Source organism: Streptomyces sp. ALB3 (genome assembly GCF_044385685.1).
Classification (GTDB): Bacteria; Actinomycetota; Actinomycetes; order Streptomycetales; family Streptomycetaceae; genus Streptomyces.
Map to the genome: position 1 here is coordinate 133,474 of NZ_JBISCE010000039.1, position 22,991 is coordinate 156,464.

13 protein-coding genes are annotated in these 22,991 nt (G+C 74.0%); 12 read left to right on the forward strand and 1 reads right to left on the reverse strand.

The genetic code is table 11. The features are described from left to right. Positions 1 to 35: 35 nt before the first annotated feature. The 3 genes from ACHFIV_RS25380 to ACHFIV_RS25390 all read left to right on the forward strand — a co-directional run bounded on the left by ACHFIV_RS25380 (position 36) and on the right by ACHFIV_RS25390 (position 3,726). Positions 36 to 1,493, forward strand: a complete 1,458-nt coding sequence (locus tag ACHFIV_RS25380; protein ID WP_398973339.1) for an acyl-CoA synthetase — start codon at positions 36 to 38, stop codon at positions 1,491 to 1,493. Positions 1,494 to 1,509: 16 nt separating this feature from the next. Continuing rightward, on the forward strand, positions 1,510 to 2,844 hold the full coding sequence (locus tag ACHFIV_RS25385) for a carboxyl transferase domain-containing protein (protein ID WP_398973584.1): 1,335 nt from the start codon (positions 1,510 to 1,512) through the stop codon (positions 2,842 to 2,844). 84 nt (positions 2,845 to 2,928) lie between these two features. Then, positions 2,929 to 3,726: a VOC family protein gene (locus ACHFIV_RS25390; RefSeq protein ID WP_398973342.1), complete on the forward strand. Its 798-nt coding sequence runs from the start codon at positions 2,929 to 2,931 to the stop codon at positions 3,724 to 3,726. A 64-nt stretch (positions 3,727 to 3,790) separates the two neighbouring features. On the opposite strand, the gene ACHFIV_RS25395 is transcribed toward ACHFIV_RS25390, so the two are convergent. Next, entirely contained in the window at positions 3,791 to 5,059 is a 1,269-nt protein-coding gene (locus tag ACHFIV_RS25395; protein ID WP_398973345.1) for an MFS transporter, read from the reverse strand. Between the two features lie 417 nt (positions 5,060 to 5,476). Between ACHFIV_RS25395 and ACHFIV_RS25400 the strand changes: the two genes are divergently transcribed. The 9 genes from ACHFIV_RS25400 to ACHFIV_RS25440 all read left to right on the forward strand — a co-directional run bounded on the left by ACHFIV_RS25400 (position 5,477) and on the right by ACHFIV_RS25440 (position 22,987). After that, positions 5,477 to 7,012, forward strand: coding sequence for a PQQ-dependent sugar dehydrogenase (locus tag ACHFIV_RS25400; protein WP_398973347.1), 1,536 nt, complete (start codon positions 5,477 to 5,479; stop codon positions 7,010 to 7,012). A 929-nt stretch (positions 7,013 to 7,941) separates the two neighbouring features. Next, positions 7,942 to 8,508 carry a formyltransferase family protein gene (locus tag ACHFIV_RS25405; protein ID WP_398973349.1) on the forward strand — a complete coding sequence of 189 codons (567 nt, stop codon included), beginning with the start codon at positions 7,942 to 7,944 and terminating at the stop codon, positions 8,506 to 8,508. 56 nt (positions 8,509 to 8,564) lie between these two features. Continuing rightward, positions 8,565 to 9,353 (forward strand): 2OG-Fe(II)-dependent halogenase WelO5 family protein, encoded by a 789-nt coding sequence (locus ACHFIV_RS25410; protein ID WP_398973353.1) that lies wholly within the window; start codon positions 8,565 to 8,567, stop codon positions 9,351 to 9,353. An 8-nt stretch (positions 9,354 to 9,361) separates the two neighbouring features. Beyond that, positions 9,362 to 10,465 carry a branched-chain amino acid aminotransferase gene (locus tag ACHFIV_RS25415; protein ID WP_398973587.1) on the forward strand — a complete coding sequence of 368 codons (1,104 nt, stop codon included), beginning with the start codon at positions 9,362 to 9,364 and terminating at the stop codon, positions 10,463 to 10,465. A gap of 12 nt (positions 10,466 to 10,477) precedes the next feature. Continuing rightward, positions 10,478 to 10,708, forward strand: a complete 231-nt coding sequence (locus ACHFIV_RS25420; protein WP_398973356.1) for an MbtH family protein — start codon at positions 10,478 to 10,480, stop codon at positions 10,706 to 10,708. After that, positions 10,705 to 11,409 (forward strand): thioesterase II family protein, encoded by a 705-nt coding sequence (locus ACHFIV_RS25425; RefSeq protein WP_398973359.1) that lies wholly within the window; start codon positions 10,705 to 10,707, stop codon positions 11,407 to 11,409. The genes ACHFIV_RS25420 and ACHFIV_RS25425 overlap by 4 nt, the downstream gene beginning before the upstream one ends. A 48-nt stretch (positions 11,410 to 11,457) precedes the next feature. After that, entirely contained in the window at positions 11,458 to 17,703 is a 6,246-nt protein-coding gene (locus ACHFIV_RS25430) for an amino acid adenylation domain-containing protein (RefSeq protein WP_398973362.1), read from the forward strand. Positions 17,704 to 17,714: 11 nt separating this feature from the next. Beyond that, positions 17,715 to 21,617: a condensation domain-containing protein gene (locus tag ACHFIV_RS25435; protein WP_398973365.1), complete on the forward strand. Its 3,903-nt coding sequence runs from the start codon at positions 17,715 to 17,717 to the stop codon at positions 21,615 to 21,617. Positions 21,618 to 21,637: 20 nt separating this feature from the next. Beyond that, complete coding sequence (locus tag ACHFIV_RS25440; protein WP_398973368.1) at positions 21,638 to 22,987, forward strand: serine hydroxymethyltransferase; 1,350 nt, start codon at positions 21,638 to 21,640, stop codon at positions 22,985 to 22,987. Positions 22,988 to 22,991: the final 4 nt, after the last annotated feature.

The window sequence follows — 22,991 nt, forward strand, 5'->3', positions numbered from 1 at the left end:
GTGGGACCGTGCGGGGAGCGCTTAGGCTTCGCCGGGTGACTTCTCTTCTGCCCGCGCTGCGCGGAGCGTCCGGCCGGACGGACTCCCCCGAGGCCGTCCGGTTCGGCGAACACGTCCTGTCCTACGCACAGTTGGCCGATGCGTCCGCCTCCCTCGCCGCCCGGATCGCGGGGGCGGGACGCGTCGCCGTCTGGGCCACGTCCACCCCCGAGACGGTCGTCGCCGTCGTGGCGGCCCTGCGGGCGGGAGTGCCCGCCGTGCCCCTCAACCCGAAGACCGGCGAGCGGGAACTCGCGCACATCGTGGCGGACAGCGCGCCCTCGGTCGTGCTGGCCGGCAAGGACGACGCACTGCCGTCCGCGCTGGGCGGCCTGGAGCGGCTCGACGTCGCCACGGCCGCGGCCGGCCCTCCCCCGGGGGCGGACTTCCCCGAGCCCTCGGCGGAGTCCCCCGCCCTGGTCGTCTACACCTCCGGCACGACGGGCCCGCCCAAGGGCGCCGTCCTGCCCCGCCGGGCGATCGCCGCGTCCCTGGACGCGCTGGAGGACGCCTGGGGCTGGACCGGCGAGGACGTCCTCGTGCACGCCCTGCCGCTGTTCCACGTGCACGGCCTGATCCTGGGCGTCCTCGGGCCGTTGCGCCGGGGCGGCTCCGTGCGTCACCTCGGCCGTTTCTCGGCCGGGGGCGTGGCCCGGGAACTGCTCTCCGGGGGAACGATGCTGTTCGGCGTGCCCACGATGTACCACCGGCTGGCCGGTGAGCTGGACGCCGGACCCGGCGACCTCACGAAGGCACTGGCGGGGGCCCGGCTGCTGGTGTCCGGCTCGGCGGCGCTGCCGCTCCACGACCACGAACGGATCACGGCGGCCACCGGCCGCGGGGTCATCGAGCGGTACGGGATGACGGAGACCTTGATGAACACGGGTGTGCGGGCCGATGGCGCGCCGCGCGCCGGGACGGTCGGCCCGCCACTGCCGGGCGTGGAGCTCAGGCTCGTCGAGGAGGACGGCACGGTGCTCCGGGACACCACGTCCATCGGCGAGATCCAGGTGCGCGGCCCCAACCTCTTCACCGGCTACCTGAACCGGCCCGACGCCACGGCGGCCGCCTTCACCGGGGACGGGTTCTTCCGGACGGGCGACATGGCCACGGTCGACCCCGACGGCTACGTCCGGATCGTCGGGCGCAAGGCCACCGATCTCATCAAGAGCGGGGGTTACAAGATCGGCGCGGGCGAGATCGAGAACGCCCTGCTGGAGCACCCCGGGGTCAGGGAGGCGGCCGTCACCGGCGAGCCCGACGCGGACCTCGGTGAGCGGATCGTCGCCTGGGTGGTCCCCGCTGACCCCGGGGCACCGCCCGGTGAGCGGGAGCTGGCGGACCATGTGGCGGACCTGCTGGCACCGCACAAGCGCCCACGCGTCGTCCGCTACCTCGACGCACTGCCCCGCAACGAGCTGGGCAAGATCATGAAGCGGTCGCTCGGTGTCTGACGTGCGGGGCGACCGCCTGTCGGCGCGGGAGGCGATCGCCGCCGTCACCGGAAGCTTCACGGAACACCGCCCGCAGAGGCGTCCCGCTCCCCCGGACGGCCCGCTCGGCTGGAGCGGTTACGCGGATTCCCGGGCTCGTGCCTCGGCGAGGACCGGCGAGGAGGAGTCCGTCCTCCACGGGACCGCCGTCGTGGAGGGCCGGGAGTGCGTCCTGGTCTCCTTCGAGTTCGGCTTCCTCGGCGGTTCGCTGGGCGGGCACGCGGGCGACCGTCTGGAAGCCGCCTACGCGCTGGCGGCCGAGCGGCGGCTGCCCCTCGTCTCGCTCGTCGCCACCGGGGGCAGCCGGATGCAGGAGGGCATGATCGCGCTGATACAGCTCCAGCGGGTGGCCCGGGCCTCCGCGCGGCTGAGGGCCGAGGGACTGGCCCAGGTGGCGGTCCTGCGGGATCCGGCCACCGGGGGCGGCTGGGCGACCGTGGGGGCGGGCGCGGACGTGGTCCTGGCACTGCCCGGGGCACAGGTCGGGTTCGCTGGGTCCCGGGTGCGGCCCGCCGAGGCCGATCCGTACGCGTACACCGCGGAGGGGCAGCTCGCTGCGGGCCAGATCGACGCGGTCGTCGCGCCGGAGCAACTCGCCCCGACGCTGGGCCGCTGGCTGGCGGCGCTGACGGTCTCGGGCCCCGCGCGGGCCGCCCCCGTGCCGGAAGCGCTGTCGGCCGCGGCGCTGCCGGCGAGCGGCTGGGACGCGGTGCGGCAGGCCCGGGCGCCGGCGCGGCCACGCGCCGAGGCCTATCTGGACGCGTACTTCGAGCACCGGATGCCGCTGAACGGCGACCGCTGCGGCGGCAGGGACCCCGGGCTGCTCTGCGGAGTGGGCCTGCGCGCCGGGGGGCCGGTGGCCTACGCCGCCCAGTGCGGCACGGCGACCCGCCCGGCGGGCTACCGCACGGCCGCCCGGGTGATCCGGCTCGCCGACCGGCTGGGCCTCCCCGTGCTGACCCTGGTCGACACCCCCGGCGCGGCCAACGACGCGGAGGCGGAGCGGGCGGGCGCGGGCGCCGCCATCGCCGACGCGTTCGCCGCGGTGGCCGGTGCCCGGGTGCCCGTGACGACACTGGTGATCGGAGAGGGCGGCTCGGGCGGCGCCCTCGCACTGGCCGCGCCCGGCAACACCCACGTCACCACCGACAGTTACTTCTCGGTGATCGCCCCCGAACTGGCGGCGGCCATCCTGAAACGCGGTCCGGACCAGGTGCGGTCCACCGCCGACCAGCTCCGGCTGCGCCCCCAGGACCTGGTGGAGCTGGGGGTCGCCCGCTCGGTCGTCGGGCCGGCCGTGCGGGAGGGCTGAGACGCGTTCGGCGCGCCGCGCGGGCGCCGGTTGACTAGCGTGACGGGAGGGATCGTCCCCGTCGAGCGAAGGAAGGTCCGAGTCATGGCCGCAGAATCCGAGGGCACTCCGTGCTGGGCCGACGGTACGTTCGGCGACCTCGAGGGGGCGAAGCGCTTCTACGGCGAGCTCCTGGGCTGGACGTACGGCGAGTCCATGCCGGAGTACGGCGACTACACCCAGGCCCATGTGGACGGCAACGCGGTCGCCGCGCTGTCGCCCCCCATGCCAGGCCAGGAGACACCGCCCGCCTGGACCCTGTACCTCGCGTCGCCGGACGCCGCCGCCACCACCGGGAAGATCCGCAAGCACGGGGGTGAGGTGCTGGTGGAGCCGATGCGGGTCGGCGACTTCGGGACCATGGTGCTGGCCGCCGACCCCGGCGGGACGCCGTTCGGGGTGTGGCAGGCGGGCACGCACGAGGGCTTCCAGGCGACGGGGGCGCCGGGCGCCTACAGCTGGGCCGAGGTCTACACCCGGGACCCGGCCAGGGCCGACGCCTTCTTCGCGGCGGTCTTCGGCTACGGGGTGAAGCACCTGGACGACGACGCGGTCGACTTCGCGCTGTACGACCTGGGCGCGGACCCGGTGCTCGGCAGGATGAAGATGGGCGAGGAGTTCCCGCCCCAGGTGCCGGCCCACATGAACGTGTACTTCGCCGTCGCCGACTGCGACGCGGCGGTGGAGAAGGCCAGGTCGCTCGGGGCGGAGCTCACGTTCGGTCCGATGACCATCCCGTTCGGCAGGTTCGCCTCGCTGACCGACCCGCAGGGCGCGGTGTTCTCGCTGTTCGACCCCACGACGACCGAAGGCGAGATGCCGGGCGTCACGGACGCCTCCTGACGCGTCCCGCCGGGACGCGCGCCCCCGCCCCGCGGGGGCCGCGGTCGCCCGGTCCCCGCCCCCGCTAGGGCTGTGGATCGTGTGCGTCGTACCGGGCGAAGCCGCGCCATCGCAGCCCCAGCAGGCACACCAGGAGCACACAGACGATGCCTCCGCCGGTCACCGCCACGGTGGGGGACGTCAGGTCGGCCGCGGAGCCCGCCACGAGGTCGCCGAGCCGTGGGCCGCCCGCCACGACGACGATGAAGACGCCCTGCAGCCGGCCGCGCAGGTCGTCCGGTACGGCCGCCTGGAGCATGGTGTTGCGGAAGACCATCGATATGGAGTCCGCGCACCCGGCGAGCGCGAGCAGCGCCAGGCCCGGCCAGAGCTGCCGGGTCAGTCCGAAGGCGGCGATGGCACCGCCCCAGCACGCCACGGAGACGAGGACCGCGAGCCCGTGCCGGCGGATGCGGCCCAGCCAGCCGGAGAACACGCTGCCCAGCAGGGCGCCGAGGGCGGGGGCGGCGACCAGGAGGCCGGTCGTCCTGGCGTCACCGCCGAACCAGAGGACGGCGACCACCGGGAAGAGGGCGCGGGGCTGGGCGAGCACCATGGCGCTCAGGTCGGTGAAGAAGGTCATCCGGAGATTGGGACGGGTGGCGAGGAAGCGCAGCCCGTCGGCGACCGAGGCCCGCCCCGCGCCCTTCTCCCCTGCCGCCCGGTCGGGCAGCATCGAGGGCAGCCGCCACATCGCGTACAGCGAGGCGGTGAAGGTGACGGCGTCGACCGTGTAGGCCGCCCGGTATCCCCACCAGCCCACGATGAGGCCGCCGAGCATCGGGCCGGCCAGGCCGCCCGTGGTGGACGTCATGGCGTTGAGCGCGTTGGCCGCGGGCAGTTGTTCCGCCGGGAGCAGTCGCGCGATCATCGAACTCCGGGCCGGGGAGTTGAGCGCGAAGCACACGCCCTGGAGCGCGACGACGGCGTAGAGGATCCCGACGTGCTCGATCCCCGCGAAGGCGACGGCGGCCAGGCCCACGGAGAGCACGAAGGATCCGGCCGCGCTGAAGAGGCCGAGTCCGCGCCGGTCCATGGTGTCGGACATCGCGCCGCTGTACAGCCCGAGGAGTACCAGCGGGACGAACGAGCAGAGACCGATCAGTCCGACGGAGAAGGCGGACCCGGTGATGTCGTAGACCTGGAGGGAGACGGCCAGCGACGTCATGCCCTGCCCGATCCAGGAGACGGTGTTCCCGAACCAGAGCCGCCGGTAGTCGGGCGAGGAGCGCAGCGGCGTCAGGTCGGCGAGTATGCGTGTGCGGGGTACACCTTGTTTGGCGGTTTCGGTCACACGGGATGGTAACGACCGTGCCCTCCGCCGGGCCCGGCGGCCGTCGCGCCCCGGACCGGCCGGCCGCCGGGTCGCGCGGCTGCCGGCCCAGCCGGCCGCTCCGCCGCATCGGCCCGCACGGCCGCCGTCGCGGGACCGGTCGCCCTCCGGGCGGGACGGGGCGGAGGGTGACCGTTCCAGCCATCGCATCATTCGCGCCACACGGCGGGAAAGTGGCGTGATCGCACGTTGCCGCCCTGTTCCCGGACGCGCAGCCTTGAGGACGCGGGAGCGCTCCCATCCCCCGCTCCACGGTGCGGCTTGCCTGTCATGAACCCGTCACCGTCGGAAGCGCCACCGCTGTGCGAGAAACCGTTGTGCACGACCACCCCGCGCGCCGGGACACGCCGCGCGGGCGCCCCCTTCCCTGGAGCCGATATGTCGCGACACCGCTGGGCCGGGTCCCTCCTGCTGGCCCTCCTGCTGACCGCCCCCCTCGCGTTACCCGCCACGGCGGACACGGCCGACGCCCCGTCCCGGACGGACACGGCGGAGGCCGCCTCGCCCGTACCCCTGCCGTCGCTGAGCGCGACCACCACCCAGGTCGCCTCCGGACTGAGACGGCCCACCGCGATAGCCGCCCCGGACGACGGCACGGACCGGCTGTTCATCACCCAGAAGTCGGGCACCGTCCGCGTCTACCACCCGGACACCGGACTGGCCGCCGCGCCGGTCGTCGACATCACGTCGGCCGTGGACGAATCGGGGAACGAGCGCGGCCTGCTCGGCATCGCCGTCCCGCCCGACTTCGCCGAGAGCCAGGACCTCTATCTCGCCTACACGGCCCTGCCCGACGGTGCGGTCACCCTCGCCCGCTACCGGCTCGACGAGTCCCGGCTGGAGGTGCTGCTCTCGCAGGAGCACGCCGAGTACAACAACCACAACGGCGGCCAGCTCGCCTTCGGCCGGGACGGCAAGCTGTACTGGAGCATCGGTGACGGCGGCGGCTCCGCGGACCCCCTGCGCTCCGCGCAGCGGCTGGACACCCTGCTGGGCAAGATCATGCGCATCGACGTCAGCCGGAGCTGCGCCCCGCTCGCCTACTGCGTCCCGGGCGACAACCCCTTCGTCGGCACTCCCGGCGCCCGTGGGGAGATCTGGCTGTACGGACTGCGCAACCCGTGGCGCTTCTCCTTCGACCGCGCCGACGGCTCGATGTGGATCGGCGACGTCGGCCAGGGCCGATGGGAGGAGATCGACCACCTTGCCCCCGGGCAGGGAGGGCTGAACCTCGGCTGGTCCTGCTACGAGGGCCTGGAGAGGTTCGAGGGCGGCGACTGCGTGCCCGGCGAGACGTACACCGAGCCCGTGTTCACGTACTCCCCCTACACCGGCGGCTGCTCGGTCATCGGCGGCCACGTCTACCGGGGCCAGAAGTACGCCGGCCTGGTGGGCGGGACGTACATCGCCACCGACTACTGCTCCTCCACGGTCTGGGCGCTGCGCCCCGACGGCGACGGCGGCTACGAGCAGGCCGAGATCGGGAGGACGCCCACCCAGGTGACGTCGATCGGCGCGACCGTCGACGGGGAGTTCTACATGGTCAACGACCTGCCCGGCGGCCTCCACCGGGTGTCGTTCGCGCGGGAGGAACCCACCTGTCGCGTCGACCGCTCCGTGACAGCCTGGGGCACGGGCACCAAGGTCGACCTCACCGTCACCAACACGGGCAGCACCCCCGTCGACGGCTGGACGCTCGCGTTCCCGTTGCCCCTCGGGCAGACGATCATCTCGGACTGGAACACGGACCTGACACAGCTGAGCAACACGGTCAAGGCGGCCAACGCCTCGCACAACGCCGCGATCGCTCCGGGCGCGAGCATCACCCTCGGCTATCTGGCCGGCCACACCGGTGACCCGTCGTCACCGCCGCGGTTCACGCTCAACGAGGACGCCTGCGCCGTCGGGGGCTGAGCCACGGGCTACACCGGGGAAACCGACCCGCCGCAGGCCGGTGACGACCGGCGCGCCGGGCCGTCGGGCACCGTCGCCACCACAGGCGACGGTGCCCCTCCGCGTCCGGGGCCGCCCGACTCCTCACCCCGGCGCCTTCCGGGGGGCGGCGTCCCGCACTCCGCCACGACCGGCCGCGCCGGGACATGACGAAGCCCCGGCGCGGGACGCGTCACCGCAGCGGCCCGCGCCGGCACCCGCCCGGCGAGGCGGCGCGAGGCACCGGAGGCCCGGGGCCGGCGCGGTGACACGACAGGGCCGTACACACACCGGGGTCCGGCCGCGCCGCCCCGCCCCGCCGGCTCCGGCCCGGCGGCACCGGTCAGGCCCTCGCGCGCCGCATGGCCGGCGCTGCCGCCGGCCCGGCGCGAGCGCGCCATGACCTGACGTGCCGCCAGGGGGGTCCCGCCGCGCGTCCCGTGGCCGTGTGACGCCCCCCACCCCGGCGCCGCGCCCCCTGGGCGCGACGCCCGCGCCGGTGTTCCGACCTCGTCTTTTTCGAAGGCACTCCGTCGCGTTGTCATCTTGATGACAAATCCTTGATCGGCCCATGTGTGGCTCATTACGGTTGGCATCGTCGAGGAGCGGCCGACCGCCGCGTGCCCCGTTCGCATCAGCATTTCCTTCGAGCGTAGAACCAGGAGTACGAGGCGCCGGGCAACCGACCATCAGAAATAACAGATCTCCTTCTGAGTGGCTCTGAAACAGTTGAACGTGTGGCGGACCTAGCCCGTTCACGCATGGCGAGTTGAGGAAGCTTGAACATCTATATTTCTGGCCGCGGTGCTTTTGCGGTACAAGTCGCCGAGGCCGTGGAGGACGCCGGGCACGTCATTCTGGGGGCAGCTTCCCCGGGATTGAAGAAAGGGCGGACGGACGACGCCGATCCCATGTCGTGGGACCGCCTCCGCGGCTGGTCATTCCCTCGGCGCATTCCGTGGACCGAGGCGAACGAGCTGCGCGCCCACCACATCTCGGAAAAAGTGGACGTCATCGTCGCCGCCCATTCCCACGCCTTCATCGGGCGGCAGACCCGGGCGCGCGCCCGGATAGCGACCATCGGCTACCACCCGAGCCTGCTGCCGCTGCACCGGGGCAGGGACGCCATCCGATGGACCATCAGGGACGGCGACCGGGCGACCGGCGGCAGCGTCTACCACCTGACCGAGCGCACCGACGGCGGGCCCATCGCGGCGCAGGAACACGTCCTCGTGCCGCCGGGATCGACCGCCGAGTCGCTCTGGCGCGAGCACCTCGCGCCGCTCGGCGTGCGGCTGCTGCTCCGGGTGATCGACGACCTGGCGAACGACCTCCGCATCGAGGTCCCGCAGGACGAAGCCCTGGCCACCTGGGAGCCGGCGATGGATTCGGCGCCCCTGTACAAGCCCGAGCTGATCGCGCTGCCGGCCAACAACGTCGCCTCCACCGCCGACAAGTGGGCCCTGATCGACCGGTGAGCACCGGCGCCACCGGACGTCTTCGTCGACCACCCCTGACGAAAGGCTTCTTTCGTATGTCCCCGCACAACAAGCTCGTGACCGTCGACACCCTCGACGCGGAGGTCCTGCGCGCTCTCTTCGCGCTCGACTGCGTCGCCGTCCGCGTCCCCGAATTCTACGACGCGACGTATTGCAAGGCCCTGGCCGACCTGCTGTACCAGGAGATAGACAACACCGCAGGTGCCGGTATCTACGAGAGCAACATCGACTCCTTCTGGAACGTCACCCAGAATCCGGAGCGGCGCGAACGCTATCTCGCCGGGACGCTTCCCCTGCTGAATCGGATGCGTCGTCTGAGCGCCCCCCACCCGTCGCCTGTCGACCATCTGAGGGTGGCGCTCGACGAAAGCTGGCCCGGGGGTTCCTCCCTCATGACGCTCGACGGTGCGAAGATGCCGCTCGGCATCACCCGTGTATGGCGCACGGATAGCGAGGGTCTGCCCCATCAGGACGTGCTGAGGCGGGAATTCGACGACCCCATGGCGCATTCCCTGCTCGGCCAGCTCGGCGTCAACATCTATCTCGACACCGCCGACGAGGGCGGTGAACTGGAAGTATGGGACCACGTCATTTCCGACGAGGATTACGAGGGAATGGCCGACAGGTATCCGGGAAGTTACGGATATCCCCGCGACATCCTCCCCGAGGAGTCCGTGCTGATCGCCCCGCAGCCCGGCGACCTGATTCTCATCAACGCCGCGTGCGTGCACGCCATCCGCAAGATCACCGCGGGCCGGCGGATCACCGTCTCCGGTTTCGTCGGCAACTACGGCCCTGACCTCCCCCTGCGCTGCTGGAGCTGAGTGTGACCATGTCCCCGTCCTCCCCGTCCCCGGTGCTGCCCGACGAGCTCGCCGCGCGGCTCGCCGGGATCGAGCTGCCCGACCCGCTGGGCTTCGGCCGGCTGATGGCCCCCGTGATGTCCGTCGCGTACTACCGCGACGGCGCCTGGGAGACCCCGCGGCTCACCGCGCTCGACTCCCTGCCGCTGGCCCCGCACACCCAGGCCCTCCACTACGGCCAGGCCATCTTCGAGGGCATGAAGGCGTACCGGAACCTCGGCGACGCCTTCGACGCTCCGGCGCTGCTCTTCCGCCCCTACGAGCACGCACGCCGCTTCAACCGGTCGGCCGCCCGGCTGGGCATGCCCGAGCTGGACGAGCGCGTCTTCGTCGAGGCCCTGGAGGAGCTGGTCGGGGTCCTGGAGCGGCTGGTGCCCGGGCAGCGGGGCCAGTCCCTCTACCTGCGGCCCACCATGTTCGGCGCCACCGCCGACCTGTCCGTGGTGCCCTCCACCGAGTTCTGCTTCCTGATCCTCGCCACCCCGTCCGACGCCTTCTTCACCGCCCCCATCTCGGCGTGGATCGAACGGCACTACAGCCGGGCCGGCGCCGGCGGGACCGGCTGCGTGAAGGCGGCCGGGAACTACGCGGCCAGCTTCGCCGCCGCCGCCCCGCTCCGCGAGAACGGCTTCCACCAGCTGCTGTGGCTGGACGCCGTGGAGCACCGGTACGTCGAGGAGTTCACCGCGATGAACGTCTTCACGCGCCGTGGCGACACCTTGGTGACCCCGCCGCTCTCCGACACCATCCTCGCGGGCATCACCCGCGACAGCCTCCTCGCCCTCGGCCCCTCCTCCGGGCTGAAGATGGAGGAACGGCCCATCGACATCCACGAGCTGACCGACGCGGTCGCGGCGGGTGAGGACGTCGAGGTCTTCGGCTGCGGCACCGGAGCGGTCGTCGCCCCCGTCGAACTCCTCGGCGACGAGACCGGGTTGCGCCTCCCGCTGCCGAGCCGGTCCACCGCGCTGGACCTGCGCGGACGCCTGCTCGACATCCAGCACGGCATCTCCCCGGTATCCGACGGCTGGCAGTGGCCGGTCGCCGCGATCCCCCACGGCCCTCGCGCGTAAGGCACGGACACGATGACCCAGATCCCCAGCGAGACCACGGACGACACCGCCGACAGCACCCGGTACGTCGTCGTCACCAACCACGAGGAGCAGTACTCCCTCTGGCCCGCCCACCGCGAGCTGCCACCGGGCTGGCAGGCCCGCACCCCGCCGGCCGGCCGGCAGACCTGCCTGGACCACATCCGCGAACACTGGTCCGACATGCGTCCCCTGAGCCTGCGCGAGCGGGAGCAGCGCCCGTGATCCTGTTCTGCGTCCCCTTCGCGGGAGGCGGCACCGAGGCGTTCGACGGCTGGCGCGAGGCCCTCGCACCGGTGGCCGAGGTGCGCGTCGCGGAGCTCCCGGGCCGCGGCGCCCGCTTCGGCCGGCCCCTCCTCGATTCCATGCCGGCCCTCGTCGCCGACCTGGCGGAGCAGTGCGAGGACCTCTCCCGGGAGGCTTTCGCGCTGCTGGGGTACAGCTTCGGCTCGTACGCGGCCTACGCTCTCGCCCTGCACCTGGCGGAGCGGGGCCGCACCCCGCGCAGGCTCTTCGTCGGCGGCTCGCGGGCGCCCTTCCTGCCGCCGCGCGACCGGCCCCGGCACCTGATGCCGGACGCCGAACTGATCGCGGAGCTGCGGGCGCTGAACGGCACCGATCCGGAGGTACTGGCGAGCGCGCAGCTGATGGCGATGTACCTGCCGGTCCTGCGGGCCGACTTCAAGGTCGCCGAGACCTTCGTGCCCACCGCGGAGCCCGCGCCCTGTCCTATGACCGTGTTCGGAGCGAGCCGGGACGCCTTCGTCCCGACCGCGGACCTGTCCGCGTGGACGCGGCTCGGCGGCGCCACCGACGAGGTGCGCGTCTACGACGGAGACCACTTCGTCATCCGTTCCGAGCGCTCCCGAATCTGCCGTGCGGTGCGCGCGGACCTGACGCTCGACGCGCTGTACGCGGCGTCCTGACCCTGACGAAGCCGGCCCACCGAGGACGCCCGAGACATGAACCCAGACGTGACCGCATTCTTCCCGACCTCCAGCGCCCAGCAGCGGTTGTGGTTCCTCCAGGAGCGGCACCGCGACAGCCGCGCCTACACCGTCACCGAGGCCGTCCGCCTGCGCGGCCGGCTCGACGTGGACGCCCTCGAGGGCTCGCTCGCGGCCGTCGTCACCCGCCACGACCAGCTCCGTGCGGTCTTCGCGATGCGCGACGGTGAGCTCGCCCAGCGCGTGGTGCCCGCCGCCGAGCGGCCCTTCCGGCTGGCCCGGCACACGGTCGCGCGCGACGGGGTGGCCGACTGGCTCGCCGAGGAGACCGCCGTACCCTTCGACCTCGCCGACGGGCCGCTCCACCGGGTCGCCCTCCTGGACCTGGGCGGCGACGAGTGGGTGCTCGCCCTCGTCGTGCACCACATCGTCACCGACGGCTGGTCCGCCGAGCTCTTCTTCACCGAACTGGAGTTCGCCTACAGGCGGCTGGCCGACGGCGCCGAGCTCCGCTGGGAGCAGCCGCCCGGCGACTACCGCGAGGCCGTCGCCGAGGAGCGCCGCAGGCTGGAGTCACCCGGGCACGCCGACCGGCTCGACGCGGCGGCCGCCGCGCTGTCCGGCGCGCCGTTCGCCCTGGACCTCCCGTTCGACACCGCCGCCGCGACCGAGCCGGCGCCCGCCGCCGTCCACCGGAGCCGGCTGCCCGACGAACTCGTCAAGCGCGTCGAGGTGTACGCCGCCGAGTGCGGGGCCACCCACTTCATGCTGTATGCCGCCGCCTACGCGGTCCTCCTCTCCCGCTGGACCGGCCAGGACGAGGTGGTCTTCGGCCTGCCCGCGGCCGGCCGGGAGAGCACGCCCACCCACGCCACGTACGGCCTGTTCGTCAACACGCTGCCGCTGCGCGTCCGGATCGGGGCGCAGGACAGCTGGAACGCGCTCGTCGGCCGTGTCCGTGACTCCGCGCTGGACACGTACACGTACGCCGACGTGCCCCTCGACCGGCTCGCCGCCCGTCTCGGAGGGCTGCCGCTCCAGGCCATGCTCGTGGTCCAGCCCGACGACGTGCCGCTGCCCGAGCTGCCGGGCGTGGAGGCCACGCGGCTTCCCGTCGACCACCACCACACCAAGTTCGACCTGCTCCTCCAGGTCGACCAGGGCCGGTTCACCGCGACCGGGGGCGGCGACGCCGTCCGCGGCACCTTCGCCGCCCTGGAGTACCGCGCCGACGTCCTCGGCGCCGCGCCCGCCGCCCGGATGCTGGAGCACTGGCAGCAGATCCTGGAGACGATGGTCGCCGCCCCGGAGGCGTACGTCTCCGAGCCGGTGCCCGCCCCGCCCGCCGACCGCGCGCTGCTCGCCCCGGCCCGGCGCCTGGACCCGGCCCCCGAACAGCTCGACCCGGTGGCCGCCTTCGCCCGGCACGCCGCAGAGCGGCCCGCGGCCCCCGCCGTGTGGACCGGGCACGACGCCCTCGACTACGCCGGGCTCGCCGGCCGCGTCGGCGCGGTCCAGAGCGCGCTGCTGGCGGCCGGGGTGGTCCCCGGCGACTTCGTCGGCGTCTGCCTGCGCCGTACGCCCGACCTGGTCGCCGCCCTGCTGGCGGTGGTCCGGCTGGGCGCGGCCTATGTGCCGCTCGACGCCGGATACCCTCCCGAGCGCCTGCGGTTCATCGCCCGGGACGCCCGCTGCCGCGTCGTACTCGTCCAGCCGGAGACCCGGGACGTCCTCCCCGGGGACGCGGGCCCGCTGATCGACCTCACCACCGTGCCGGCCGCCGCCGCACTGCCCGAGGCCGTCCCGGCACACGGCGAGCGGATCGCCTACCTCATTCACACCTCCGGCTCCACCGGCCGGCCCAAGGGCGTCGCCATCCCGCACCGCGCGCTGCGCGCGTTCCTCGGCTGGGCCGGCGCCCACTTCGCAGCCGAGGACCTCGCGGTGGTCCTCGCCGGCACCTCGGTCAGCTTCGACCTCTCGGTCTTCGAGATCTTCCTGCCGCTCGCCACCGGCGGCTCGCTGCGCCTCGTCGACAACGCCCTGCAGCTCGCCGAGCAGCCCGGCACCGCGCCCACCCTGATCAACACCGTGCCGTCCGCGATGACCGAGCTGCTGCGCGCGGGCGCCCTCCCGCCCGGCGTCCGTGTCGTCAACCTCGCGGGCGAACCGCTGCCCCGCACCCTCGCCGACGCGGTCCACGAACGCTCGTCCCACGTCCGGGTGTTCAACCTGTACGGCCCCTCCGAGGACACCACCTACTCCACCTGGCACGAGGTCCCCCGCGCCGGGTCCGACGAGCCCCTCATCGGTCTGCCGGTCGCCGGGACCAACGCGTACGTCCTCGACTCCCGGCTCACCCCCGTGCCCGCCGGAGCCGACGGCGAACTCTTCCTCGGCGGCCTCGGTGTCGCCCAGGGCTACCTGGACCGCCCCGAGCTCACCGCCGAACGCTTCCTCCCCGACCCCTTCAGCGGGGTCCCGGGCGCCCGCATGTACCGCACGGGCGACCGGGTCCGGGCCACGGAGAACGGTGAGCTGCGCTACCTCGGCCGCTACGACCACCAGGTCAAGCTGCGCGGCTTCCGCATCGAGACCGGGGAGATCGAGAGCCGTGCCCGGGAGGTCGACGGCGTCTCCCAGGCCCTCGTCGTCCTCCGCGAGGTCGCCGGGACCCCGCACCTCGTCTGCTACTGGACCGGCGGGGCCGCCACCGACGCCGTCCGCACCGCGCTCACCGCCCAGCTGCCCCCGTACATGGTTCCCGGCCACTGGGTGCCGCTGGACGCGTTCCCCCTCAACGCCAACGGCAAGACCGACCGCGCCGCGCTGCCCGAACCCGTCCGCGACACCGGCGAGGCCGCCGGACCCGTCACTCCCACCGAGCGCGAGGTGGGCGCCCTCATGGCCGCCCTGACCGGCGCCGGACCGCTCGGCCCTGACGCCGACTTCTTCGACCTCGGCGGCCACTCCCTCATGGCGATGCAGCTGATGACGCGCGTACGGGAGAGGTTCGGCGCGGAGATCGCGCTCAGCGACGTCTTCCGCAACCGCACCGTCCGCGCCCTCGCCGCGCGCGTCGACGGGGCGCTCGCCCAGGAGGCGTCCCTGCCGCCGCTGCGCCGCCGCGACGGCGGCGGCCCCGCCCCGCTCTCCTTCGCCCAGGAGCGCATGTGGCTGGTCGAGCAGCTGCGGCCCGGCAGCCCCCTGCTCAACATCGGCGTGGCCGTCCGCACCACCGGCCCTCTCGACCGCGACGCCCTCGACCGCGCCCTGCACGCCCTGACCTCCCGTCACGAGGCGCTGAGGCTGCGGATCGGCAGGGATTCCGACGGCACCCTGCGCCAGCGGGCCGCGGACCACCAGCGGACACCGGCCCGCGTCCTCGCCTCCGACGGCGAGGACACCACCGGCCGGCTGCTCGGGGAGGCCCTCGCGGAACCCTTCGATCTGGCCACCGAGGCTCCCGCCCGCTGGCTGCTGGTCGAGGAGCCGCCCGCACCGGGCGAACGCCCCCGGCACGTCCTGGCCCTCGTCATCCACCACGTCGTCGCCGACGCGTGGTCCCTGCGGCTCCTCCTCGACGAGCTGTTCCGCGACTACGCCACGGCGGCCTCCGGGCAGGCACCGGCCGCCGCGCCCCGGCTCTCCGTCCTCGACCACGGCACCTGGCAGCGCCGCCACCTCGACCGCCCGGCCCTCGCCCGGCGCGACCTCGACCACTGGAGGGAACGGCTCGCCCACCTCCCCGAGCGGCTCCGGCTCGCCTTCGACCACCCGCCGGCCGAGGCCGTCTCGTACCGGGGCGCCCGCCTCACCAGGCGGCTCTCCGACGAGGCCGTGGAGCGGCTGCTCACCCTCGGCCGGGAAGCGGGCGCGACTCCCTTCATGACGGTGCTCGCCCTCTACCAGGGTCTGATGTCCCGCCTGTCCGGGCAGGACGACGTCGTCGTCGGCACCCCCATCGCCAACCGCGACCAGTCCGGCACCGAGGACCTGGTCGGCTGCCTGCTCAACACCCTGGCCCTGCGCACCGACCACAGCGGTTCGCCCTCCTACCGCGCGCTGCTGGAGCAGAGCCGCCAGGAGTGCCTGAGTGCCTTCGCCCACCAGCAGACGCCCTTCGAGCTGGTCGTGACCGCTCTGGGCGCCGAGCGGACCGTGGAGCACACCCCCGTCTTCCAGACGATGTTCGTCCTCGACGGCACCGCTGCCCCCGCTCCTGGCGCCCCCGGCCTGGAGACCGCCCGCTTCGACGTGCCACCCGTCGCCACCCAGTACGACGTCACGCTCATGGTGGGCCGCGACGCCGACGGCTGGCACGCCACCTGGGACTACCGCACCGACCTGTTCGAGGCCGGGACCGTCGCCTGCTACGCCGACTGCTTCGAGACACTCCTCGACCAGGCCGGCCGGCACGCCGACGCCCCCCTCGACGGCCTGCCCCTGAGCACCCCCGCCCGTGAGCGCGCCGCGCTCGACCGGGGGCGCCCCGAGGCCACCCCGGTTCCCGCCACCCTCCCGGCCCTCTTCGCCGAGCAGGTCGCCGCCCATCCCGACGCGCCCGCCCTCCACGACGACGACGGGGTGCTCACCTACCGCGAACTCGACCGGGCCGCCGAGCTGCTCGCCGCCCGGGTCGCCGCGCACGGTGTCCGCCCCGACGACCGGGTGGCCATCGTCCTGCCCAGGTCCCGGGCGTCCGTGACCGCGCTCCTCGCGGTCGCCAAGGCCGGCGCCGCCTTCCTCTGCCTCGACCCCGCGCTGCCCGCGGAGCGGATGGAGTGGATCGCCCGCGACGCCGGGGTGCGGCTCCGGATCACCGACGCCGCCTTCGCCGACCGGCTCCCGGGGACCGTTCCGGCCGTACGCGTCGACGAGGTGCCGGACGAGGCCGCCCAACCGCTCCCGGCTCCCGCCCTCACACCCGGGCACCTGGCGTACGTCATCTACACCTCCGGGTCCACCGGCACACCCAAGGGCGTCCTGCTCGCCCACCGCGGCCTGGCCCAACTGCGCGAGCTGCACCGCCGGTCGTTCGGCGCCGGCCCCGGCTCGCACGTCCTTCAGTACGCCCCGTACTCCTTCGACGCCTCCGTGTGGGAGTGCGTGATGGGACTCCTCACCGGAGCCTGCCTGCACCTCACAAACCCCGACCGGCTGCTGCCCGGTACGCCGCTGGAGGAGACCCTCGCCGAGCGGTCGATCACCCATCTGACGATGCCGCCGTCCAATCTCGCCATGCTCCGCACCCTGCCGGAGAGCCTGCGGCACCTCGTCCTGGCGGGCGAGGCCCTCCCCGCCGAGCTGGCGCAGCGCTGGGGCGGCACGGTGCACCTCTGGAACGCCTACGGACCGAGCGAGGCCACCGTCTGCGGAACCGTCCAGGACTGCGCCGGGCTGCCGCCCGGCCGTTCCCCGAGCATCGGCAACGCCTTCCCCGGCGCCGAGGCCTACGTCATGGACGCCGCGCTCAACCCGCTCCCGCCCGGTGTCCCCGGCGAGCTCCACCTGGGCGGTCAGGGCCTGGCCCGCGGCTACCTGGGCCGGCCGGAGCTGACGGCCGAGAGGTTCGTGCCCCATCCCAGCCCCACCACCCCCGGGGAACGGCTCTACCGCACCGGCGACCTCGCCCGGCTCACCGACTCCGGCGAGATCGAGTTCCTCGGCCGGGTCGACGACCAGATCAAGCTGCGCGGCATCCGCGTGGAGCCCGGCGAGATCGAGCGCACCCTCGCGGGACTCGACCCCCGGATCGCGGACGCTGCCGTCCTGGTCGCCGGCAGCGGCGGCGAGCAGCATCTCGTCGCCTTCGTCGCCGGCCCCGCCGGGCTCGACCCCGAGGTGCTGCGGGACGCCCTGGCGTCCCGGCTCCCCGCCTACATGGTCCCCGCGTGGCTCGACCGGCTCGACGCCTTCCCGCTCACCGGCAACGGGAAGCTCGACCGCAAGGCCCTCGCCGTGGCCGCCGAGGGCAGGCGCCGGCGGACCGTCCCGGCCGCACCGCCGCGCGGGCCCCTGGAGCAGGAGATCGCCGCGATCTGGCGCGAGCTGCTCCCCGACACCGAGATCGGGCGCGAGGACAGCTTCTTCGCGGTGGGCGGCACCTCGCTGACCCTGACCCGGCTCCACGAACGCGTCGACACCCGCTATCCCGGCGCGCTCCGGCTCGTCGACCTGTTCCGGCTCAACACCGTCGCCGCCATCGCCGGCGCCCTCGAAGAGACCGGCGCCGCCGCACCGGCCGCCGCCGACCTCAGCTTCCGACTCTGATGAGGCCCTCCATGGACCGTGTCCCCGCCCAGCCCATCGCCGTCGTGGGCATCGCCGCAGCCCTGCCGGGCGGCGGCGGTGACCCGGACCGGCTCGCCGCGCTCCTGGAGGACCGCGCCGACCTGGTGCGCCCCGTCCCCGACGACCGGCGCCGTGACGCCGGCACCGCTCCCGGCACCTCCCTCACGGAGGCCGCCCTCCTGGACCGCGTCGACATCTTCGACCACGCCTTCTTCGGGCTGTCGCTCCGCGAGGCCCGTCAGATGGACCCGCAGCAGCGGCTCCTGCTGGAGCTGACCTGCCGGGCCGTGTGGGACGCCGGCCGCCCCCTGTCCGACCTCCGCGGCAGCCGTACGGCGGTGGTCTTCGGCACCGGCCGCGAGACCTACTCCGAGCTCGTCGACCCGGCGTCCGCGCCGCTGGTCACCGGACTCCTCCCGGCCGCGCAGGCGGGCCGGGTGGCGCACCTGCTCGACCTGCGCGGGCCCGCCCTCACCATCGACACGGCTTGTTCCTCCGCCCTCGCCGCCGTGCACGAGGCCTGCCGCAGGCTCGCGTACGGCGAGGCCGACTGGGCCGTCACCGGTGGCGTACGCGTCCTGTGCAACCCGCCCGCGACCGCCGCCCCCGGCAGCGAGGGCATCGTCTCGCCCGGAGGCCGGTCCCGCAGCTTCGACGCCGCCGCCGACGGCACCGGCCTCGGCGAGGGCGGCGCGGTCTTCCTGCTGAAGACCCTGGCCCGGGCGGAGGAGGACGGCGACCCGGTCCACGCGGTCATCCTGGGCGGCGCCGCCAACCACGACGGCGGCCGCAGCAACGGCTTCGCCGCCCCCAGCGCCCAGGCCCAGGAGGAGCTGCTCCTGGAGGCGTGGCGGAACGCGGGTGTGCACCCCAACTCCCTCGGTCTGATCGAAGCCCACGGCACCGGGACCCGGCTCGGCGACCCCATCGAGTTCGAGGCCCTCACCGCGGCCTTCGCCCGCCGCACCGAGCGCACCGGCTTCTGCGTCCTCAGCTCCCTCAAGTCCAACATCGGGCACCTCGACTCGGCCGCCGGAGCGGTCGGCCTGTTCAAGGCCGTGGTGGCGCTGCGCACCGGACGCCGCTACGCCTCCGCGCACTTCACCCGCCCCAACCCGCTCCTCGACAGCGAGCGTTCGGCGCTCCGTCTCTCCTCGCGCACCGAGCCCTGGGACGGTTCCGCGCAGCGCCGCGCCGGCGTGAGCGCCTTCGGTCTGACCGGCACCAACGTGCACCTGGTCCTCGAGCAGGCCCCCGCCGTGCCCCGTGAGGCCGCCACGGGGGCCCACCGGGTGCTCGTCCCCCTCTCCGCGCGCGGAGAGGGGGCCCTGCGCCGGCACGCGGCCCGGCTCGCCGCCCACCTGCGGGCCCATCCCGAGCCGGCGACACTCGCCGACCTCGCCTTCGTCCAGGCCACCGGGCGTGACCACGAGCGGTGGCGGGCCACCGTCACCGCCACCACCGCGGAGGAGGCCGCCGAGGGCCTGGAGCGGATCGCCTCCGGCGCCGCCCCGGTCACCTGCGCGCCCGACGCCACCGCGCTCGTCACCCTGCTGCCCCACGAGGACGGCGCGACCCCGCCCGGGACGGCCGCGCTCTGGACGCGGTCGCTGCCGGCCCTGGCCGGCTGGCACGCCGAACGCCGCGCCGGGCTCTCCGGCGCGACCGAGGCCGGACGGAACGCCGCCGAGCGCCTGATCGACCGGCTGGCGCCGGTACGGGCCCTCTTCGAGGCCGGTGTGCCCGACCGCATCGTCATCGGGCACGGCAGCGGGAACGTCCTGGTCGACCTGCTGCGCGGCGAGACCGACCCGCTCACCGCGGCCGGCGGGCCCGCCCTGCCGGAGCCGGTCGCCGACCCGGACGCACGCCGCACCGAGGCCGCCCTCGCCACCATCGGCGCCCAGGGCGATCCCGTCCTCGTCGCCCCCTGGCAGGGCCGCCTGTCCCGGCTCGCCGCCGAACTGGCCCCCCGCCACAGGGGCGTCCTGGTCGACGCCGCCACCGGCGCCGGCGAGGACCCGCGTGAGCGGCTCCTCGCGGTGCTCGCCGCCCTCTACGAGTGCGGCGCCGAACTCGACTGGGCACGCGGCGTCCGCTTCCTCGGCGGCTACGGCCGGCGGGCCTCCGTGCCGACGGACCTGTTCGAGCCCGTCCGCTGCTGGGTGGAGCCCCGGCCGCGCGGCGCCGTCCCGGACGAGCGGACGGCCTCGGGAGGGACCGGGCCGACGACGGGGACGACGGAGACGACGCAGGAGGAGCCGCCCTCGCGGCTGGCCGAGGACGACGGCACCGACGCGGAGCACAAGCTCGCCGCCATCTGGTGCGACCTGCTCGGCGCCGGGACGGTCAGCCGGGAGGACGACTTCTTCGACCTCGGCGGCGACTCCCTGATGCAGGTCCAGCTGGGGAACGCCGTGGAGCGCGACTTCGGGTACGACCTCCCCTTCGACACCGTCTACGACTACCCGCTGCTCCGTGAACTCGCCGCGCACCTGGCCGAGCTCGCCGCCGGTGCGCCGCCGGAGCAGGACGCCCCCGCGCCCCGGGGCCCGGTACACGATCCCGCCCTCGACCGCGCCCCCGCCACGCACTCCCAGCGCCGCATGTGGCTCCTCCAGCAGCTCGACGCGGGCTCCGGCGCCTACAACGTCTCCACCGCCTTCGCCGTCGACGGTCCCGTCGACGCCGGGCTGCTGCGCCGCGCCCTGGACGGCCTCGCCGCCCGCCACGACGTGCTGCGGACCCGGCTCGTCCTGGAGGACGGCGCCCTCGTGCAGCGTGTGGAGCCCGAGGGCGGCTGGGAGCTGGAGGTCATGGACCAGGACGCGCCCGGCCTCGACGCGGACGCGGCGCTGCGGGAGCACGCCGCCCGCCCCTTCGACCTGGCCCGGCCCGGTGCGGCCCGCGCCCTGCTCCTGACCGGGCCCGCCGGCTCCCGCCTCCAGCTGGTCCTGCACCACGCGGTCTGCGACGAGTGGTCGATGAACCTGATCCTGGAGGAACTGACCAGGGACTACGAGACGCTGCGCGCCGGCGGCACCCCGCCCCGCAGGGGCGAGCAGCTCCAGTTCGCCGACTGGGCGGTCTGGGAGCACGGCCTCGACGGCACCCCCGCCCAGGCCGAGGACGCCCGCTACTGGCGGGAGGCGCTGGCCGGCGCCCCGACCGTGCTGGAACTGCCGACGGACCACCCGTACGGCGCCCAGCAGGACTACACGGGCGCCTGGCTGCCGGTGCGTGTCGACGCCGGTGCGACGGCCCGGATGCGGGAGGCCGCCCGGGCCCGGGGCGGCACCCTGTACGCCTGGCTGATGACCGCGTACGCGGCCTGGCTGGCCCGGCTGACCCAGTCCGAGGACTTCCTGATCGGTGTCCCCGTGGCCGGGCGCCACCGGGCCGAGGCCGAACCGCTCGTCGGCTGCTTCGTCAACACCCTCCCGGTGCGGATCGACGCCAGTGGCGACGTGAGCTTCGCCGATCTGTTCACGCGGGTCCGTGACGCCCTCTCGGGCGCCTTCAGCCACCAGCGCCGCCCCTTCGACGCGATGGTCGAGGAGCTCGGCGTCGCCCGCGACGCCTCCCGGCCGCCGCTCGTCCAGACGGTGCTCTCGCTGCAGTCCGGCGCGGAGCCCGGCGACGGTGCCCGCCACCGGCTGGGCGGACTGCCGATGCGTCCGGTCGACCAGGACACCCCGGTCGCCTGGTTCGACGTCTCGGCCGTCCTGTGGGAGGCCGACGGAGGACTCGGCGGCATCCTCGCCTACCGCACCACGCTCTTCGAGGAGGCCACCGTCAAGGGCTTCCGCCAGGACTGGCTGGCCTTCGCCGAAGCCGGCCTGGACCGACCCCACGCATCCATCCACGACCTGCTGGCCGACGCCGCATGGTGACGGGACCTGAGGAGACAGACATGCACGACAGTCATATCGGGCGCAATCTGGACCGGGGCATAGCGACGCTGCGCCGCGACGACCCGGAACTCTTCGACCTGCTGGAGCGCGAGCACGTGCGCCAGACGGAGACGCTGTCCCTGGTCGCGTCGAGCGGCGGCACCGACGCCTCGGTGATGGCGGTCGTCGGTTCGAGCATCGTCAACGTCACGGCCGAGGGCTACCCGGGCAAGCGCTACCACGCCGGGTGCCAGTACGTGGACCAGGCCGAGGAGCTGGCCGTCGCGCGCGCCAAGCAGGTATTCGGCGCCCAGTACGTCAACGTCCAGCCGCACTGCGCCAGTTTCGCCAACCACACCGTGATGCAGGCGCTCCTGAAGCCGGGCGACAGCGTCCTCGGCATGGCCCTCGACCAGGGCGGCCACCTCACCCACGGCTCGCCCGTCAACCTGAGTGGCAAGCTGTTCGACGTACACAGCTACGGCCTCGACGAGAAGGGCCTGATCGACTACGCGCAACTCCGCGATCTGGCCCTGGAGCACCGGCCCCGGCTGATCGTGTGCGGCACCACCTCGTACACCCGGGTCGTCGACTTCGACCGGATCCGCTCGATCGCCGACGAGGTCGGCGCGTACGTCCTGGCCGACGTCACCCACATCGCCGGTCTCGTCGCCGCCGGGCTGCACCCGAGCCCCGTCGACGCCGCCCACTTCACCACCACCTGCACCTTCAAACAGCTCTACGGCCCGCGCGGCGGCCTCATCATGATGGGCCGCGACGCCGGCCACGTCCCCGAGGGCTCCACCCGCACCCTGGCGCAGCTCATCCAGAGCGCCGTCTTCCCGCTCATGCAGGGCTCGCCCGAGGTGCACACCATCGCGGCGAAGGCCCGCGCCATGGGGCGGCTCCTCCAGCCCGAGTTCAGGGAGCTGGCCGGGCGCATCCGCGCCGACGCCGACGCCCTCGCGGCCTCCCTCTCGCACCGCGGCTACGAGGTGATAGGGGGCGGCACCGACAACCACATCGTGCTCTTCCGGGTGCCGCCGCACCTCGACGGACTCACCGCCGAGCGCGCCCTGGAGTCCTGCCACATCCTCGTCAACAAGAACAAGATCCCGGGTGACACCCGGGGCGCCACCGTCGCCAGCGGTGTCCGCCTCGGCAGCAACACCGCCGCCCTGCGGGGCATGGGGCCGGAGCAGATGGAACGCTGCGTCTCCCTCATCGACACCGTGCTCACCCACGCCCGCACCCTGCCCGGAGGCGAGGTGGAGCTGCCCGACGGGATCCGCGAGCAGACCGTCTCCTCCGTACGGGAACTCTGCCGGGACTTCCCGCTGCCGTACGCCACGGCCACCGAGAACCTCTAGGGGC

Coding starts and splice junctions, on each gene's coding strand:
- ACHFIV_RS25405 (WP_398973349.1), top strand. CDS start 7,942: ATGTCGTGGGACCGCCTCCGCGGCTGGTCATTCCCTCGGCGCATTCCG.
- ACHFIV_RS25420 (WP_398973356.1), top strand. CDS start 10,478: ATGACCCAGATCCCCAGCGAGACCACGGACGACACCGCCGACAGCACC.
- ACHFIV_RS25435 (WP_398973365.1), top strand. CDS start 17,715: ATGGACCGTGTCCCCGCCCAGCCCATCGCCGTCGTGGGCATCGCCGCA.
- ACHFIV_RS25415 (WP_398973587.1), top strand. CDS start 9,362: ATGTCCCCGTCCTCCCCGTCCCCGGTGCTGCCCGACGAGCTCGCCGCG.
- ACHFIV_RS25400 (WP_398973347.1), top strand. CDS start 5,477: ATGTCGCGACACCGCTGGGCCGGGTCCCTCCTGCTGGCCCTCCTGCTG.
- ACHFIV_RS25410 (WP_398973353.1), top strand. CDS start 8,565: ATGTCCCCGCACAACAAGCTCGTGACCGTCGACACCCTCGACGCGGAG.
- ACHFIV_RS25440 (WP_398973368.1), top strand. CDS start 21,638: ATGCACGACAGTCATATCGGGCGCAATCTGGACCGGGGCATAGCGACG.
- ACHFIV_RS25390 (WP_398973342.1), top strand. CDS start 2,929: ATGGCCGCAGAATCCGAGGGCACTCCGTGCTGGGCCGACGGTACGTTC.